Source organism: Sphingobacterium sp. UDSM-2020 (genome assembly GCF_016132525.1).
GTDB lineage: Bacteria > Bacteroidota > Bacteroidia > Sphingobacteriales > Sphingobacteriaceae > Sphingobacterium > Sphingobacterium anhuiense.
The window spans coordinates 4,457,797-4,473,991 of sequence record NZ_CP066166.1 but is presented as its reverse complement, the minus strand read 5'-3'; the positions used below and the strand labels follow the sequence as shown (position 1 = coordinate 4,473,991).

Genomic DNA, 16,195 nt, shown 5'->3' with positions numbered 1-16,195 from the left:
GCAGGGTGACGCTTAAAATGATTTCATTTTTATTTCTTAAATTTACTCTCTGTTTCTGATTGAAATAATATTCTGAAAGAATAAGCTTGTAAAAAAATCTAATTCCTCCTCGATATTACATCAAAATAACAATAATATATTATTGAACGTTTTTAATAGCTCTTATGGAATTTTTAGATTGTGAAGATGAGAAAATTACACTATGTGGTCTGATCCAGGATCTCGGTTTTCTATTTGTATTCAATAACAATAAAAGATGCATAGCTGCTAGTGAGAATGTTACTTTACTGTCTAATACTCCTTTAGAAAAATATTTAGATCTTAATATCGATATCATTCTAGCTGCTTTAACGGGCAATGACAAATTAGTCTTTGAAACCATAGAAGATAGTTTCAATACCTCTATTTTTTACAGATTTACAGAAAAAATAATCATCAATAATGAAAATTATGATTTAAGTATTTATCGCTATAATGATCATACCTATGTGGAAGCGGAGATTTGCAATAAAAATCTGTTAAAACCTAATCGATTGTATTATTATGCTAAATATTTAGAAGAGAATAAAACAGATATCTGGAAATCGCTTACGAATATCATACGCCAGATTATTAATTATGACCGGGTAATGGTCTATCAATTTTTGGAAGACAGCAGTGGAAAGGTTATTGCAGAATCAAAATCGGAAAACATACATTCACTGTTAGGCTATCGCTATCCTGAATTTGATATACCTAAGCAGGCCCGCGAATTGTACACCATCTTTCTTGCCAGACATACTGCAGATATAGATGGAGCTACACATAAAATCATCAGTAATGATCACGCGGATATCGATTTAACAAAAACGAGCATTAGAGCGCTCTCTCCGATCCATCTCCAATATTTAAGAAATTCTAAAGTTAGCGCCAGTGCAAGCTTCTCTATTATAAAAGATGGCAAATTATGGGGACTGGTTACCTGTCAGAATAATACACCGCTACATGTGGATCTTGCCCAGAGGCATCTTTGTACTTTTTTGACCCAATTTGCTACGAATCATCATATTTCTAATTTATTAAAAAAAGATATAGAATTGCAGAATACAATGCATATTCTAGAGAAAGATCTAAAAGGTGATCTTTTAATAAACAGAGATACACATGATGTTCTTGAAAGGTTTGGCGAGAAGATCATGCACATCATGAATGCTGATGGACTGTATTTAAAATATGCTAAAAATGAAAAATCTTTCGGCATAATTCCCGACAGAAATCAGTTGCAGGAAATCCATAATTTCATAAAAAATGACATTGGAATAATTTCCAGCAATCAATATAAATTCAGCAGTGGTATAAACCAACTTCCGGGCGTGATGGCTGCAGAGATATTACCACAATCAGATTGGAAAATATACCTGTTCCGCAAAGAGCGCTTAATAGAAGAGATATGGGCAGGAAAACCTGAAAAGCATCTTCAGTACGATGCAACAAAAAAAATAAGTTTTCCTTCTCCAAGAACTTCTTTTGATGCATGGAAACAAATAACGGGCAATACATCCTCACCATGGCTTAAGATCGAGATATCATTCTTAGAGCGTATTGTTTTCCTTATTCAACAAGCAATTGCCAAAAGGAATGCCGAAATAGAACAACTTAACAAAGATCTTGTCCGTTCTAATAATGCGCTCGATACTTTCAGCTATACACTGACACACGACCTTAAAAATCCGTTGTCATCCATCAAACTGGGAGCACAGATGTTATTGATGAAAAATGATATTCCAAGGGAGCTTTTACTTAAACTGGCGAACAATATATTAGATGCATCAGCGCTTATTACCGAAATGATCGATAAGGTTCATGAATTATCTAAATCGAATTCGGTTGCATTAAATCTTGAAATCTTGGATCCAAAAAGCAATATCCTTTCCATTACTGAGATTGCGAAAAATCAATACGGTGTTGATGGTCTGGATTTTAAAATGGGGGAAATTATTCCTATACGAGGCGAGCGAACTCTGATCTATCAACTTTTTTTAAATATTATCGGAAATGCGGTTAAGTACAGCAGCAAGCAAGAAAATCCAAAAGTTGAAGTATACAGTAAACAATCTGGAACGATGGTAACCTACTTTATTGTAGATAACGGTATTGGAATGGATCTTCAGAAAGAAAATAATATTTTTGATATCTTTCAAAGACTTTCAAACTCCTCAGGATATGATGGTTCTGGAATCGGACTTTCTATTGTAAAAAGAATTGTTGATCGATTAGGAGCGGATATTAGAGTTGAAAGTGCTGTAGGAAAAGGAACAACATTTGAGATTATATTTGAGAATGCTGAATAATGTATTCTTCTGTCTTGATCTTTAAGGAACACGATCAGAAATCGTAGTTCCTTATTTTCTATCCTCTTTAATGCTATACAAATTCTCCACTTCTGTGATCAGCTTTTGAATAATTTCTGCTGTAGATTTCCCACTATACCCATTATTAGATTGACCTGTCCAAATACTAACAAACTGGCTATTATTGTTCGCTTTTGCGACTCTTCTCAGTTCGCCGGTTAACTTATTCTGATAAGGATAAGGCAATATATGTCCTTCATCTACTAGATTTGTAAAAATATTCTTGATACCTCGTGCATAACGTCCTGAAAAACTTTTAGTAAGCGCAATAGCTGTTTCATCGACATCCCTTAAACGCTGTTTTTCAAATTGTTCTAACGCACTTTCTGCAGACCCCAAAAGGAGGCTTCCGAGTTGAAATCCTTGTGCTCCCAGGAGTTGCGTAGCCAGTAAGGTCTTGGCATTGTAGATACCGCCTGCATAAATAATCGGTATATTGACGCTATCATAAACTTGAGGTAACAAAGATAAACCTCCTATGGCAGGTATGTCATCGCTGCTAAAACTACCCCGATGTCCGCCAGCCTCAAGTCCCTGCACACAAACAATATCAACTCCAGATTTTTCTAAAATAACCGCTTCGCTAACAGATGTACAGGTTCCTAGAAGCAGGGTGCCATTATTTTTTAACTTATAAATACTTGGTTCATCAAGATTACCAAAAGTGAAACTTACAAACCTACATTTTTCCGCAATAAGAGCATCAATTTGGTCATGATAGCTATTGATCTGTATTTCTTCAATGCTGGGCAGATGAACATCGAGATGGTGCTCACGTGCAATATTTTCAATAAAATCTTTGGTTTCAGTATATTTTTCTCTTAACGCATCCGTCAGTTCAGGTATATCATTTACAAAAATATTCACCGCAAAGTTATTTTTTGTCAACTGCTTTGTTGCGCGAATATGTTGAATACATTTTTCAGCAGGCAGGTCGCCCAAGGCAAGAGTACCTAAGCAATCTGCATTAGTCGCCGCAGCTACCATTGCTGGAGTTGTAACACCAAACATTGGTGCTTGTATAATGGGATACTCAACGTCTAATAGTTTGGTTATATTATTTTTCCAGTTCATGATATGGGGTGTTAAATTCCAGCTTTACATCTTATTTAAGAAGTTCATAAACAAATATAAAGCATAATTTTACATCTTTTTAGTCGTTTTTTTTGCTATGTTTTGCATCATACCCTTAAAAATGAAAGCATGGAAAGGCAAAACAGAGTACCAGTACAATCTACCGGATATACCCAATGGCCGGAATGTTGCTGTTTGGGTAAACGTATCATCTTGATCAATCTTAAATTCTAACCAGGCCTCTCCTGGCAATTTCATTTCGGCATATAACAGTAGTCTACGTTCTTTTTTATCTGCAAGAATTACTCTCCAAAAATCGATGACACTGCCTGTAGACAAGGTATCTGAATTTGTTCTTCCTCTTTGTAAACCAACCCCGCCAAACAGTTTATCCAAAAATCCACGAATACCCCATAACCAATCTGCATAATACCATCCTGTTTTACCTCCTATTGACCAAATATTACGCAAGGCACGATCCACATCATCCACTTTCATTGATCTGACATCTTTAAAACACCCGTCTTGCGGAACTTCAATAAGTTTAACAAAGCTGTTGGGATACCTTTCTATATTCAGTGCATCTCGCCAGCTCGATATGACTTGATTTTGTTCGATCTTACCAAAGGCCAGTTCAATAGCCTGTTCATAACGCATAGGTTTTACATTTATTTTTTCCTGTAGATCATTGGGTTTTGCTATTACATCTACCCGCATACTCTCAACTAAACTACTTGCTAATGGAAACGAAGTAGAGGTAACAAAATATAGCCAATAAGAAGATAACTTGGGTGTCATGACAGGAACGGTAATGATCCAGCGCTTAAGTTTTCGCACTTGTGCGAAACGGAGCAGCATGTCCTTATAAGTCATTACATCAGGCCCACCGATATCATAGGTTCTATTAAAAGTAAATTCCTTCATAAGCACTCCTTCTAAAAATGAGAGCACATCACGAATGCCAATTGGCTGGCACCTTGTTTTTAACCATTTCGGAGCAATCATAACCGGTAGCTTCTCGACCAAGTCTCTTATGATCTCGAAACTCGCACTACCCGACCCTACGATAATACCAGCTCTTAAAGTAGTTAAAGCATAATGGTGCGATTGTAAACGTTCTTCAACATTTAAACGTGATTGCAAGTGTTTTGAAAGCTCTTTGCTATTAACAATACCACTTAAAAAAATAACTTGTTTAATATTTGTTTGTTCGATACTTGCTTTAAAATTAGCAGCTACAGTAAGTTCGGCCTCTGTAAAATCGGTTTCTGAGGATGACATCGAATGCATCAGATAGTAAGCGACATCAATATCCTGCGGAATTTGATCCAAAAAATCATTCTTCAAAAAGTCGACCTCTATCAGTTCAAAATCAAAACCGTCATATTTGCTCCTATCAAAGCGATTCACATCACGAACACAGCATACAACTTGATGTTTTTTGTCAAGCAAGACTGGAAGTAAGCGTTGAGCAATATAACCTGTGGCTCCTGTCAATAGTATTTTCATCTGTAAAGATTTTCATTAAGAAACATATAATCCACCACTTCGTAATAGAATTATCTTCAAGCGTCCTGTGATCGTTCAAGAGTCAGCCCGTTAAATACAACATCAATAAGTATTATCCATGGCCCATGTACATGATAGATCTTGTACTGGACATCTAAAACATGGAGTAATGTACGTTCACATTTCCATTCCGCCAAGTAAAGATAATAACAATTTGTATCGGTAAAAGTAAGTCTTCCGCTATTTAATTTATGTATTTTTCAATTTTACCTTAAATAAAAACTGATAACTTTTGAAAAAATAATTTGATTATAGTTTATTTATATTTATATTTATATTTGAGATAGTATCGGGCATTGTAGTGGTTATTTAGTCCAAGTAAGTACCTTACGTGATCATTCACCACATCACTTGCCGATTTTTGTTATTCATAAAAAGTGCGCAGTACTCTGTAGAGCTTGATTCCAATCAACCTTTACTAATACATACATCCTTTTCTTGCTAGCAGATCGATCGACTTCCGCAAGTTATCAAGTTATATCTTATGACATGAAGGGTAGCGCAGAATTAAATAATTTTTAATAAAAACTATAATATAATGCAAGAAGGAACAGTAAAATTCTTTAACGTTACCAAAGGTTTCGGTTTTATTACACCATCAAATGGTGGTCAAGATGTATTTGTACATTCAACAGGTTTACTAGATGACATCCGTGAAAACGAGCGTGTTACTTATGAAGTAGAAAACGGTCAAAAAGGTGTTAACGCATTCAATGTACGCGTAGCAAGATAAAAGAATTGGGGAATTATATTGTAATTCTCTCTATTTTTGATGTAGTGATTAGCAATTATGCTAATTAACTACATTTTTTACAATAACCACTCCCACCCACAAATAGTATGGTGCATATCTCATGTGCTTATCCTGCGAAACCTCTACAAACTCATAAAAAACTGTATTCAATTGGCCCTCATTCATCTATCGGCAATGCACACTTATGATAGAAGCCTGATCATAAGCAACTTAAAGCTAATAATACTATTATTTATTTAAAAGATTCTCCATTTCTAAAACCGCTATTTTTCTATTTTCATGATATCGCTCAACTTCAACATTTACGACTAAGCCATCCACTATAACCGGGCTTCTGATTTCAACAATTTTTGAATCATCATGTAATATCCAAGCTAAAAATTGTCTACCATTATTTAACTCCTTATAAATATCGGGTTTTCTCATAGCACTAAAATCTAAAATTCAGCTATAAAGGGGGATTATACACCCCCTCGGATAACACGCAATAAAATAACGATGATGGCAATCACTAATAGAATATGAATAATCCCACCAGTAAAAAATCCTCCAAAAAAACTGATCGCCCAAATAATTATCAAAATTACGGCGATTGTGTATAATATATTTCCCATAGTAAAGTAATATTAGATTTAAAATAAAGAAGCCGGTAGTATATACCGGCCTGTTCTTGATCAATTTATTTTGCTGCTCCGAGATTAGCTTCGCTCATTGCAATTTCAGTCAATAATACATCTGTATCCTTTTCCTCCGCTAATGTAGCCGCTAACAGTTCTTCTGCTTCACTGTGTTCCATCAATTTCGCATAAGTAACAAGACAGCCATAGGTTGCAATCTCGTAATGCTCCACCTTTTGTGCAGCGGCGATCAAAGCAGCATCCAGTACTTCAGGGCTATCCTGGAATTCTTCCAAAATTTCATCAGCCTCGTTTAATAGGCCTTCCATCGCTTTACATTTTTTACCACGAGCGGTCATATCCAGACTCGAGAATACCGCTTTTAATCTTTCAATCTGCCCTTCTGTCTGTTTATAGTGCGTTTTAAATGCTTCTTTTAAACTATCACTATGAGCTCCGTCTGCTAACTTTTTTAAACCTTTAAGCAGTTGCTTTTCCGCACCCAGAATATCTTTCAACTCATCTACAAATAATTCATGTAAGTGCGCATTTGGCATTTCGCCATCTTTGTTTTTTTTAGCCATGATCTTAAGTTTTAATTTAAACTACACTAATAACTTATGGGACAGATAATAGTTCATTACGAAATATAGAACGCGTATAAAAAAGAAGATATTAGGTAAAAATCTCGTTATAAAAAATTTAATACTTCGTCTTCAAATGACTTCTGAAATCGAAGTATTATTAAGAATAATAATATATAAGAAAAATTGATAAGAAAAAAGCAAACCACTTCTTGTCCTATTTGTTTTATAGATGACAATTATAAAATAATACATATATGGAAGAGGAAAAAATGAATTTGGAAGGTCGACTTATCAACTATCAGGAGTATTATGAGGCTCTAGAACAACCTAAAACTTTTAGCTTTGATTATAGTCCGCAACGATTAATTATTAAAAATTACACATTACGAAATAAGGATAAATCTCTTTATGCTAAATTCCTCAATACTTTTTTTCCTGATAAGGAAGAGGAAGAGCTCTTAAATTATGATAAGGAGTTATTATATCTCAAAAGATTCGGAAAGGATGAATTGGCGAGATGGCTGATCGATTATAATGTACGCCTATTGCAATCGGATATTAATTCGACAGATAAAGATGCCATTTTTAAGGTCGTAGCAATCCCTGCTGAAGATGATGTAGATAACTACTTAGCAAAGGATCACCTGATACTCCATCATATATTACCGCTTGATGTATTAGAATTCCCATATCCGGTGTGGATAAACATTAAATTGCCACATACAGGATCATAAGCAACTTCATGTTGGAAAAGTCTTTTTATTATTTTAGTAAACTTAAAAATTATAGCGATGTTGTATATTTTAAACGAAGACACTTACGACCTTACTCCTACATTTAGTGAAAATCTGCTGATAGATGGAGCTAATGTGGTGAAAACAACTTTTATTAATTCTAAAAATGAAAAATATTTTATGATTTCTTCCGCTGATGTAGCAGATGCATTTTTTGATGACAACAACGTTGAACTTGATATTTCAGATGCCATCAAAAGAATACAGGAATAAGTTGTTGCCTTTACCGAGCTGAATAGCCCGACACACCAAAGGTTACAAAATAATCTAAAACACAACAATAGAGCCGATTACATCAATTGCAATCGGCTCTTACCTTTAGACCTGCTTTGGTTTTGAAAATACACTCTGTAAGATAACAGATAACATAACAAAAGCACAACCTAAATAAAACGAAGTATTGACCTCTTTACCCTCATTAAAAAATATAAATGCTAAGATTATGGAATAAATAGGTTCTAAATTGAAGCTTAGATTAACCGTAAAGGCAGGTATTACCCGTAAAACTTCCGCAAACAGGACATACAACGTGACGGTACAAAAAGCGGCTAGCAATAATAGGTAGAGTAGATCTGTTGTAGAAGGAAGCAACGTTGTCACTGGAAAAAAATAGAGATAAAATGGTAATAGTATTCCCAAACCGATTGTCCCTCCTACCATTTGATAGTAATTGATGACGATGCTATCATGCTTTTTTACCAACCGCTCATTAAATACAGTATACAATGCTGCAAATGCGGCTGATATAACTCCAAGCCATATCCCAAGCTGATAAGATGAATCAAAATGAAATATTAAACTGATGCCTAATAAAGTTAGGCAACTTAATAAAAGCTGTGGGACTGAAAAAGGTTTTTTGTTGATCAGAGGTTCGAAAATTGCTGTAAATAAGCTTGTCAAACAGTAACAGACCACTCCGATTGATATGTTTGCATATTTTATACTGGCATAGAAAAATATCCAATGGATGGTAATCAACATGCCTACGGAACTTACAGTAAGTTTTTCGGGCATGGACTGCTTGATATCTTTTTTAAAGAACTTTAAAACAAAGAACAATATAATTGCTGATAAAAGTACTCGGTACCACACTAATAAACCCTCGTTTAAGGATATTAATTTACCGAAAACTCCCGTAAAACCGGCTAATATAACAGCAATGTGTAAGCGTAAATATGATTTTTTCATGAAAATGAGCGTATTTCTTTTTTATAGTTAATATCTAAATTTTTGACATACTGATGCGCACGGCTTATCAGCCGAAAGTATGTCAATCTATTTTACTATGACATTACGCTATTGGAGGAGGAAGGCTACTTTTTCTATTCATGATTGATTCAAAAATAACTATTTTTTATTAAACATAAGCAAGATATTGTATTTCTCTGCTTGCTAATATCCCTGAATAAAAGTATTTTGCTGTTATATGAAAATTCATGTATTAAAAGATGGTGACTTCTGCGTCGACAAAAACAAGGTATTTACTCCTTTGGAAGAATTAACAAGCGCGACAGGCCTTAAAATGGCTGTCCAGCCTTTTCTAATTGAGGTTGAGGATCATGTTGTTTTGCTGGATGCAGGGCTAGGGAGATATCATAAAGGATCTCCCGTAATACTTAATAACCTACTAGCCCTCGGTTTCAATCCCTCATGTATTACAACTATTTTATTGTCACATCTCCATAAAGACCATATTGCTGGCTTAGTCAATACACAAGGAAATGAATGGTTTCTGAATTTTCCTGATGCAAAGATTTATATGCAGAAAAGAGAATATCTTTTTGCTAAAAGTAAGACCAATAATCCCTCTTTTGATTTTGACATTTTGGATTTTATGACCGAAAATGCCACCATTGTTTGGATGGACGAAGATAAAGGTATTATATGCTCAGAAATTTCTTTTGAAGTGACAGGCGGCCATACACCCTTTCATCAGGTGTTTTTAATTCGCGACAAAGAAAGCATTGCTTTCTACGGTGCTGATAACCTCCCAACAGCAAGCTATTTAAAATATCCAATTGCATTTAAGAGCGATTTCGATGGTAAGAAAGCTATGGAGCAACGTACTGAATGGGAAAAACTTGCAAAAGCGGAGCATTGGAAAGTGCTTCTGTATCACGACATGAAAATAGCTATCTTACAGTTCTAAAATTTAAGCTGACGATTTAATCTTGCTATTTAAATTTCATTTCCAAAGCCGCGAAAGTTTTTGATGCCATGAATCAAGCAACTTGTAGCAATAACTGCTGCAGTACCCATGCTAACAAGGAAGATAGCTGTTCCGTTATCTCTATTGGCAACCGCTACAGCTATTAATGCCCATACTCCTACTAAAGCATATTCGCGCATATTACGCTTCCAGGTCATAAAAACATTAACAATACCCGCTACAATTACCATGATCATTGTCCAGTATACCGGTGAAATATTCCATCCATTCCAATCGATTTTAACGAGATAAGCGGCTATGTTTGCGATTAATGCAACCGATATCCACCCTGCATATAGCGAGAATGGCCACCAAACGAATGCGACAATACGAAATGAAGGATTAGTCAGTGCTACGTTAACATTCACAACAATCTTCAATAACGTTAGCAGTAACAAAATCATCAATAATACAGAAATTCCGATATAATCTGTCAACCAAGCAATAACCCATATACTATTTAACAGGCATGAAACCGTAAACCATGCTCCTACCCGATCTATAATTTGGCTCTCTTTCTTTGCTTTCAATATGAAAAATGAATACGTAACAAAACCGATCAAAAGCAAATAAATCAGTCCCCAGATAGAGAAAGCAAACGACGCGGGAGTAAAAAAGTTATGATAGTCATCGGAAACAGTTTTCATTGTTCTGCCATTTATGAAACCGGTATTTGATAAGTAATTAATAACGATCGTAGTTAATAAAGCCACAAGATTAGTAATCGCAAGGGTAATATTTTTCATAGTATGTTGATTATAATTCAATAACAATCAAACAACGTAGTCGTTTGCCATTCATATGTTAAAATTTACACCTCATGGGATCAAAGCTTCTTTTGCCAATTTATTTCAACTTCATCGAACTTTTATGATCCTAAAAAGGTTCTAAAGTGATAAAAGAAATATAATTAAGATGGGATCAAATGAATTTGTATTCAAATTTCCGATGAATTCGAGACTTTGCTTAGTGCAGAAAGATAGCGTAAGCAATTCCAGTCAGTTGTATAATTCTCACTGAGAAGCATGAATTTTATTTTAAGTAAAACATAACTTTTACACGTTGCTCTACCTGGTAAATCTTTTTGAAAACCATCATACTTCTATAGCAAGATAGTTTCGCAAAAAAAAATAGGGTCACAGCCTGTTCAAAGCTGAGACCCTTTTATATACCAAATTAATAGCACGGTGATGAACCGAATATCAAAATTAATAACTATTACTTCTTATTTTCAACAATGCGTCCTAAAACCCGTATTTAATTTCAACATACGGTACAAATACGAAAGCGAACATAAAGAAAATGGATATTCACGCACGTTATCACTTTATAAAAATAAAAATTATGATCCTAGAAAATATAATCGGAATCACTGCCGGAATTTTAACATCAATATCCATGTTGCCTCAGCTTTTAAAAGTGATAAAGGAAAAAACCGTTGAAGACCTTTCTTTGCCCATGATCATTATCCTGATAACGGGCTTATCCTTATGGGTGTGGTATGGAATAATAAAGAATGAATTACCGATTACTATTTCAAACGCTTTTGCTGTCCTAGTCAATTTGTTTTTACTGAGTTATTACCTGAGATTTAAGGACAAATAAGTATAGCAACTAGGATCTTCTCTCCTTATTACCTATTTACTTTTTTACTAATCTCTAAAACTCGAACCTTTTGCTTTATCAGTTGTTGTATAAGAAATGCATCAAAACCAATACGAAACAAAAACCATGACTAGCAACCAAAAGACAGCAACCGAATAAGGGTAATCTTAATTGCTATCCATAACAGTTTACTATTCTGGGTGGAAGTATGATGTTGGTAAGATAAAATTTCAAAAAAAATCACTTATAATAAAAAAAGATGAATGTAAAACGAATTTTCGGAACGATACTGACGCTATTAGGTGTTGTAGGAATGATTTATACGGGCTATGAATTGGTTAATAAGAGTACGGCCTATACGACGCTCATCGTAGTCGGAATTATTGGTCTAATCTTTTTCTTCTCTGGAATAGGCTTGGTTAAAAACACCAAGGACGAAGCGTAATGCAATTCCACAAACTTCCTTAATTGCTAATTTATATGACTATTAGTACAAAATTGTGCAGTTATTCTTTATCTTTAAATACAAAAAGAGACGTACAGCATGAATAAGATTGATATATCTGATAATTTAGCAATTCTGGAAAAGGAAAATAATGAACTTAGAAATCGCGTTGCTGAACTCTCCGACTTTATTGAAAATGGTTCTGTCCCATTACATTGGGTGGATGAGAGCGGGATTATTATTTGGGCAAACCAAGCAGAATTAGATCTATTGGGTTATGACAAAGAAGAATATATTGGCCATCCGATCAGTGATTTCCATAAGGATGCAGCAGTAATCGAAGAAATTCTTAACCGCCTTACCGCCAAAGAAACCATACGGGATTTTCCTGCAAGATTGAAATGTAAAAATGGTTCTATTAAGTATGTTGTAATCAGTTCAAATGTACTTTTCAAAGATGGAAAGTTTATACATTCGCGCTGTTTTACAAAAGATGTAACGCCGCTGGTTGAAGAAGAAAAAAGGAAAAACAAGCTCATGACTTTACTGGAAGAGAGTGAAGAACGACTTAGACTGGCCATTGAGGCCACTGATCTAGGCACTTGGGACTGGGATTTTGAAGAAAACAAACTCTATATTTCTAAACAAGCCGAAAAAATTCTTGGACTACACCTCAATGACCTTAACTACCACCACATTTTAGAGCTCCTTCATCCAGAGGATCAAAATAACGTTAACTTTATAATACAAAAGCTAAAAGAAAGCAGTTCCAATTCACACTTTGATTTTGTATGCCGGGTATTAAAGAGCGATAAAAATAGTACCATATGGATACGCGTTCAAGGAGCTACCTATATGGATAATACAAATAAGATGCATAGAATTATTGGTTCGGTACTTGATATTACTGAACTTAAAAATTCGGAAACTAAAAATGCTGAACTGGCGGCAATTGTTAATTCTTCCAATGACGCCATTGTCAGTAAAACTTTAGAAGGCATCGTAACAAGCTGGAACGCTGCAGCAGAAGAATTATTTGGGTTTAAAGCTGGTGAAATAATCGGTCAGCCTATTTTGAAGTTAATTCCTGAAAACCGCAAAAGTGAAGAGGATCATATCCTTGCGAAATTACGAGCTGGTCAATCATTAAAACACTTTGAGACTATTCGTATCTCCAAAACGGGACAGCTGCTGGACGTGTCTCTAACCATATCACCCATTAGGGATATTACTGGTCAAATAATAGGAGTTTCAAAAATTGCTAGGGATATTTCTGAAAAAAAACAGGAAGAAAGGAGGAAAAATGATTTTATCTCCATGGTGAGCCATGAACTGAAAACTCCGCTTACCTCCATTTTATTATTTACTCAGATCATGCAGAAAAATTACCAGGACAATAAAAATGATCTGGGTAAACAGATGAGTAACAAAATTGAAACCCAGTCTAAAAAAATGATTGCCATGATACGGGATTTCCTCAGCCTCGCCAGGATTGAAGAAGATCAACTGCAAATAAATAAAGAGTCCATAACACTTCTATCTTTATTTGAGGAAGTGCGAGAGGAAGCGCAATTGATGATATCTAAGCATAAAATTAAGTTTGCCTGCGCAGAACCAATTACAATCTTTGCAGATCATGATAAAATAGCACAGGTCTTTACCAATTTGATTTCAAATGCAATAAAATATTCACCTGCCGGTGGCACCATCACGATTGGTTGTGAGAAAAAAGACGGGAAAGTCAAATTGTTTGTTAGTGACGAAGGTATCGGAATTGCTAAAGAAGATCAAGAAAAGTTATTTAACCGTTTCTACAGAGTTGATAATGATGAAATTGCACACATATCAGGGTTCGGCATAGGGCTTTACATTGTTTCTGAGATCCTGCGTTATCATGATTCAGCAATTGAAGTAGAAAGCGAGAAAGGATCTGGAACGACCTTCTACTTTTCACTTGATGAGATCGGTGATCCAATCCCTAGCTAGGAATAAACATAAATAGAAACGTCCAATTAGTCATTAAATTATCCTGGGATCTATCCAGAAAATATCACGTAATAACACGAGTTCTTGGGGGTTAATTAGATTATAGATCATTTCCTCTGTATCATCCAAAATTCCCCAATGATGGTCATGCTCTTTCACAGCAAGTACTTTCAGAATAGCATCTTCGTCACATATCCAAATATCTGATTCCATAACGGTTACATGATGCTTTTTAAACCATTTTTCAGCTTGATTTGCATCCAGACACATTAGCGTTCCGGTCAGTTCTTCTATATCCCGCCTTTCATAAGTCACATGCTCCTGATAGTACATCTCTAGGTATTTAAAATAAATGTCGTAGTCACCCGTACGTAAGGCATGATTCCGGATCAGTAACCGTTGTGGATCGAATGAAAAATCGTAAATTTCTGGATTGGCTGTGAAATGATAACGAAGATCATATAGTCTACATTTCTGCTGCAAACGTTGCGAATGATCATCTTCTACAAATACTTCTCCACCAAATTTATTATCATCTATGTGTTTTAAAACCTGATCTATTACGAGAATGGTCGGCTTTTTTAGATAAGTATTACTTCCATTAAAATTCATTTGTAGAAGATATTCGTGTACATTGTGAACCCGGAGAGGTTGCCATGTCGAGTTAGATAAATCAAGAGAATTATAGGACGTCAATAAGTTATATCCTCTGCACTTGAGATCTAGAAGTAAGGGTCGGGATAAGGAAGTGAATCGCATAACATGTAGGAGATTAGGTAAATAAAAAATTTTACTTCATAGTAGTTTGTTGTTATTATAGAACAAATCTGTAATTCAAGTTGTTTGCTTTTTTATTCGGTTTTTGAAGAAAATTTATAATTTCTCTTTATCTAGAATATAAGAATCAACTTTATAAGCGCTTATGCGTTATACAATTACAGTTCACAAAAGATTTTAGTGAGTCACCGATTTTATGGAACTCATTGCTTTGATATTGTTTATTTAACTACTAGAAAGGAGAATTTATGCCCTGGTACAACAATGATTATCCACCGTCCTATAAAAACCAGCCCGTTGAAATTCGTGAGAAAGCTGTAGAAATTGCGAATGCGCTATTAAAAGAAGGCGCCAGTGAAGGAACGGCTATTGCAATAGGACTAAAGCTTGCGCGAGAACATTTTGCAAAAAAGGAAGCTGATAATAATATCGCAAAACTTATGGATGATCACGATACGTGATCATCTACCAGCTTCACTCTAATTTTATATTAATAATTTGAAATTTACCTAAATGGTTCATTAATATGATAATAATCACAATACGATCCATTCTTAATGGCCGATTGTTAAATATGGCCGATTGTTAAATATGGCCGATTGTTAAATAAAGATCATGTCGCTATTGTAAATTCCATTAATCAGGACTGCAGTAATAAAATTTTTCTTACCCTTGTCTTCTGATTTAAAAAATGAATATGCCCTTAGTCTGATACGGGTTAGCATAGCAATAAGCAGATTAATCACTAAGCCTAAAAATGACAGGACCGGAATAAATAAAAGTACAATCAGGTTTTTCATATTTAAAAGTTATAACGGAAATACTATTATAAAACAAAGTGAAATAAAAGTGGTTAATAAAATATTTTAAAACAGGTATAATTCGGTACGAAATCATTGTATATACGTGATAATACAAGTCAAAATACCTGATTGATAAAATGATAACTTTCTGTCCAGAAGAGTAAGAAAATACCTGTTTTTTTCAAATACTACGCATTCGAAGCGTCTTCTTAAACATTGTTCGTTTCAAGCCGTTCTTACTTTGGGAAATCTCAGCTAAGAAGAGAGTAATGTAAACTTTAAAATGTAAAACAATGGCAAAAGATCACGGAAGACAGATTAAAGACGATGCTCAATATGAAGCATTACGCAAGAAAGGAATGAGTAAGGAAAAATCCGCACGAATTGCAAATTCTCCGGATGCCAGCAAGAAAGGCGGAGAAGCTACTGACTTGGATTCAAGGACAAAATCAGACCTACTTGCAGAAGCAAAAAGAATTGGCATAGCCGGTAGGCATTCAATGAAAAAAGATGAACTGATAAAGGCTATTAGGAACCATTAAATTTATTTCAATTAATCAAAATAATTTCTTCCGCATATTACAT

19 protein-coding genes are annotated in these 16,195 nt (G+C 34.8%); 10 read left to right on the top strand and 9 right to left on the bottom strand.

Annotated elements, in window-relative coordinates:
• Nucleotides 1-164: 164 nt before the first annotated feature.
• Nucleotides 165-2,330: an ATP-binding protein gene (locus JAZ75_RS18755; RefSeq protein WP_208697476.1), complete on the top strand. Its 2,166-nt coding sequence runs from the start codon at nucleotides 165-167 to the stop codon at nucleotides 2,328-2,330.
• Nucleotides 2,331-2,381: 51 nt separating this feature from the next.
• On the opposite strand, the gene JAZ75_RS18750 is transcribed toward JAZ75_RS18755, so the two are convergent.
• Together JAZ75_RS18750 and JAZ75_RS18745 are read right to left on the bottom strand one after the other, a co-directional pair.
• Nucleotides 2,382-3,464: an NAD(P)H-dependent flavin oxidoreductase gene (locus JAZ75_RS18750; RefSeq protein WP_208697474.1), complete on the bottom strand. Its 1,083-nt coding sequence runs from the start codon at nucleotides 3,462-3,464 to the stop codon at nucleotides 2,382-2,384.
• Between the two features lie 69 nt (nucleotides 3,465-3,533).
• Nucleotides 3,534-4,973, bottom strand: a complete 1,440-nt coding sequence (locus tag JAZ75_RS18745) for an SDR family oxidoreductase (protein WP_208697472.1) — start codon at nucleotides 4,971-4,973, stop codon at nucleotides 3,534-3,536.
• Between the two features lie 598 nt (nucleotides 4,974-5,571).
• On the opposite strand from JAZ75_RS18745, the gene JAZ75_RS18740 reads away from it, so the two are divergent.
• On the top strand, nucleotides 5,572-5,766 hold the full coding sequence (locus tag JAZ75_RS18740) for a cold-shock protein (RefSeq protein WP_021188372.1): 195 nt from the start codon (nucleotides 5,572-5,574) through the stop codon (nucleotides 5,764-5,766).
• 249 nt (nucleotides 5,767-6,015) lie between these two features.
• Here JAZ75_RS18740 and JAZ75_RS18735 read toward each other — a convergent pair whose 3' ends face one another.
• The 3 genes from JAZ75_RS18735 to JAZ75_RS18725 form a co-directional block, all read right to left on the bottom strand.
• Entirely contained in the window at nucleotides 6,016-6,213 is a 198-nt protein-coding gene (locus JAZ75_RS18735) for a hypothetical protein (protein WP_208697470.1), read from the bottom strand.
• A 35-nt stretch (nucleotides 6,214-6,248) separates the two neighbouring features.
• The gene (locus tag JAZ75_RS18730) at nucleotides 6,249-6,401 is read right to left on the bottom strand and encodes a lmo0937 family membrane protein (protein WP_021188375.1); all 153 of its coding nucleotides are present in this window, start codon (nucleotides 6,399-6,401) and stop codon (nucleotides 6,249-6,251) included.
• A 65-nt stretch (nucleotides 6,402-6,466) separates the two neighbouring features.
• On the bottom strand, nucleotides 6,467-6,988 hold the full coding sequence (locus JAZ75_RS18725; RefSeq protein ID WP_206368252.1) for a ferritin-like domain-containing protein: 522 nt from the start codon (nucleotides 6,986-6,988) through the stop codon (nucleotides 6,467-6,469).
• A 257-nt stretch (nucleotides 6,989-7,245) separates the two neighbouring features.
• Between JAZ75_RS18725 and JAZ75_RS18720 the strand changes: the two genes are divergently transcribed.
• Both JAZ75_RS18720 and JAZ75_RS18715 read left to right on the top strand, forming a co-directional pair.
• Nucleotides 7,246-7,725: a hypothetical protein gene (locus JAZ75_RS18720; RefSeq protein ID WP_132840216.1), complete on the top strand. Its 480-nt coding sequence runs from the start codon at nucleotides 7,246-7,248 to the stop codon at nucleotides 7,723-7,725.
• 57 nt (nucleotides 7,726-7,782) lie between these two features.
• Nucleotides 7,783-7,998, top strand: coding sequence for a hypothetical protein (locus JAZ75_RS18715; RefSeq protein ID WP_021188379.1), 216 nt, complete (start codon nucleotides 7,783-7,785; stop codon nucleotides 7,996-7,998).
• A gap of 105 nt (nucleotides 7,999-8,103) precedes the next feature.
• On the opposite strand, the gene JAZ75_RS18710 is transcribed toward JAZ75_RS18715, so the two are convergent.
• Nucleotides 8,104-8,973: a DMT family transporter gene (locus tag JAZ75_RS18710; RefSeq protein WP_132767802.1), complete on the bottom strand. Its 870-nt coding sequence runs from the start codon at nucleotides 8,971-8,973 to the stop codon at nucleotides 8,104-8,106.
• Nucleotides 8,974-9,211: 238 nt separating this feature from the next.
• Here JAZ75_RS18710 and JAZ75_RS18705 point away from each other — a divergent pair, with 238 nt between their 5' ends.
• Complete coding sequence (locus tag JAZ75_RS18705) at nucleotides 9,212-9,934, top strand: MBL fold metallo-hydrolase (RefSeq protein ID WP_208697468.1); 723 nt, start codon at nucleotides 9,212-9,214, stop codon at nucleotides 9,932-9,934.
• Between the two features lie 29 nt (nucleotides 9,935-9,963).
• Here the strand turns inward: JAZ75_RS18705 and JAZ75_RS18700 are convergent, their stop codons facing one another.
• Nucleotides 9,964-10,740, bottom strand: a complete 777-nt coding sequence (locus JAZ75_RS18700; protein WP_208697466.1) for a hypothetical protein — start codon at nucleotides 10,738-10,740, stop codon at nucleotides 9,964-9,966.
• A 598-nt stretch (nucleotides 10,741-11,338) separates the two neighbouring features.
• Here JAZ75_RS18700 and JAZ75_RS18695 point away from each other — a divergent pair.
• From JAZ75_RS18695 to JAZ75_RS18685, 3 genes are all read left to right on the top strand, one after another.
• Nucleotides 11,339-11,599: a SemiSWEET transporter gene (locus JAZ75_RS18695; RefSeq protein WP_208697464.1), complete on the top strand. Its 261-nt coding sequence runs from the start codon at nucleotides 11,339-11,341 to the stop codon at nucleotides 11,597-11,599.
• Between the two features lie 259 nt (nucleotides 11,600-11,858).
• Complete coding sequence (locus JAZ75_RS18690) at nucleotides 11,859-12,044, top strand: hypothetical protein (RefSeq protein ID WP_021188383.1); 186 nt, start codon at nucleotides 11,859-11,861, stop codon at nucleotides 12,042-12,044.
• 99 nt (nucleotides 12,045-12,143) lie between these two features.
• Nucleotides 12,144-14,030: a PAS domain S-box protein gene (locus JAZ75_RS18685; RefSeq protein WP_208697462.1), complete on the top strand. Its 1,887-nt coding sequence runs from the start codon at nucleotides 12,144-12,146 to the stop codon at nucleotides 14,028-14,030.
• 33 nt (nucleotides 14,031-14,063) lie between these two features.
• Here the strand turns inward: JAZ75_RS18685 and JAZ75_RS18680 are convergent, their stop codons facing one another.
• Nucleotides 14,064-14,642 (bottom strand): hypothetical protein, encoded by a 579-nt coding sequence (locus JAZ75_RS18680; protein WP_208697460.1) that lies wholly within the window; start codon nucleotides 14,640-14,642, stop codon nucleotides 14,064-14,066.
• Between the two features lie 413 nt (nucleotides 14,643-15,055).
• Here JAZ75_RS18680 and JAZ75_RS18675 point away from each other — a divergent pair, with 413 nt between their 5' ends.
• Nucleotides 15,056-15,268 carry a hypothetical protein gene (locus tag JAZ75_RS18675; RefSeq protein ID WP_208697458.1) on the top strand — a complete coding sequence of 71 codons (213 nt, stop codon included), beginning with the start codon at nucleotides 15,056-15,058 and terminating at the stop codon, nucleotides 15,266-15,268.
• Between the two features lie 141 nt (nucleotides 15,269-15,409).
• Here JAZ75_RS18675 and JAZ75_RS18670 read toward each other — a convergent pair whose 3' ends face one another.
• Nucleotides 15,410-15,607, bottom strand: a complete 198-nt coding sequence (locus JAZ75_RS18670; protein WP_132767793.1) for a hypothetical protein — start codon at nucleotides 15,605-15,607, stop codon at nucleotides 15,410-15,412.
• A gap of 296 nt (nucleotides 15,608-15,903) precedes the next feature.
• On the opposite strand from JAZ75_RS18670, the gene JAZ75_RS18665 reads away from it, so the two are divergent.
• Entirely contained in the window at nucleotides 15,904-16,152 is a 249-nt protein-coding gene (locus JAZ75_RS18665) for a Rho termination factor N-terminal domain-containing protein (RefSeq protein WP_208697456.1), read from the top strand.
• The last annotated feature ends 43 nt before the right edge of the window (nucleotides 16,153-16,195 follow it).

Coding starts and splice junctions, on each gene's coding strand:
- JAZ75_RS18755 (WP_208697476.1), top strand. CDS start 165: ATGGAATTTTTAGATTGTGAAGATGAGAAAATTACACTATGTGGTCTG.
- JAZ75_RS18750 (WP_208697474.1), bottom strand. CDS start 3,464: ATGAACTGGAAAAATAATATAACCAAACTATTAGACGTTGAGTATCCC.
- JAZ75_RS18745 (WP_208697472.1), bottom strand. CDS start 4,973: ATGAAAATACTATTGACAGGAGCCACAGGTTATATTGCTCAACGCTTA.
- JAZ75_RS18740 (WP_021188372.1), top strand. CDS start 5,572: ATGCAAGAAGGAACAGTAAAATTCTTTAACGTTACCAAAGGTTTCGGT.
- JAZ75_RS18735 (WP_208697470.1), bottom strand. CDS start 6,213: ATGAGAAAACCCGATATTTATAAGGAGTTAAATAATGGTAGACAATTT.
- JAZ75_RS18730 (WP_021188375.1), bottom strand. CDS start 6,401: ATGGGAAATATATTATACACAATCGCCGTAATTTTGATAATTATTTGG.
- JAZ75_RS18725 (WP_206368252.1), bottom strand. CDS start 6,988: ATGGCTAAAAAAAACAAAGATGGCGAAATGCCAAATGCGCACTTACAT.
- JAZ75_RS18720 (WP_132840216.1), top strand. CDS start 7,246: ATGGAAGAGGAAAAAATGAATTTGGAAGGTCGACTTATCAACTATCAG.
- JAZ75_RS18715 (WP_021188379.1), top strand. CDS start 7,783: ATGTTGTATATTTTAAACGAAGACACTTACGACCTTACTCCTACATTT.
- JAZ75_RS18710 (WP_132767802.1), bottom strand. CDS start 8,973: ATGAAAAAATCATATTTACGCTTACACATTGCTGTTATATTAGCCGGT.
- JAZ75_RS18705 (WP_208697468.1), top strand. CDS start 9,212: ATGAAAATTCATGTATTAAAAGATGGTGACTTCTGCGTCGACAAAAAC.
- JAZ75_RS18700 (WP_208697466.1), bottom strand. CDS start 10,740: ATGAAAAATATTACCCTTGCGATTACTAATCTTGTGGCTTTATTAACT.
- JAZ75_RS18695 (WP_208697464.1), top strand. CDS start 11,339: ATGATCCTAGAAAATATAATCGGAATCACTGCCGGAATTTTAACATCA.
- JAZ75_RS18690 (WP_021188383.1), top strand. CDS start 11,859: ATGAATGTAAAACGAATTTTCGGAACGATACTGACGCTATTAGGTGTT.
- JAZ75_RS18685 (WP_208697462.1), top strand. CDS start 12,144: ATGAATAAGATTGATATATCTGATAATTTAGCAATTCTGGAAAAGGAA.
- JAZ75_RS18680 (WP_208697460.1), bottom strand. CDS start 14,642: ATGAATTTTAATGGAAGTAATACTTATCTAAAAAAGCCGACCATTCTC.
- JAZ75_RS18675 (WP_208697458.1), top strand. CDS start 15,056: ATGCCCTGGTACAACAATGATTATCCACCGTCCTATAAAAACCAGCCC.
- JAZ75_RS18670 (WP_132767793.1), bottom strand. CDS start 15,607: ATGAAAAACCTGATTGTACTTTTATTTATTCCGGTCCTGTCATTTTTA.
- JAZ75_RS18665 (WP_208697456.1), top strand. CDS start 15,904: ATGGCAAAAGATCACGGAAGACAGATTAAAGACGATGCTCAATATGAA.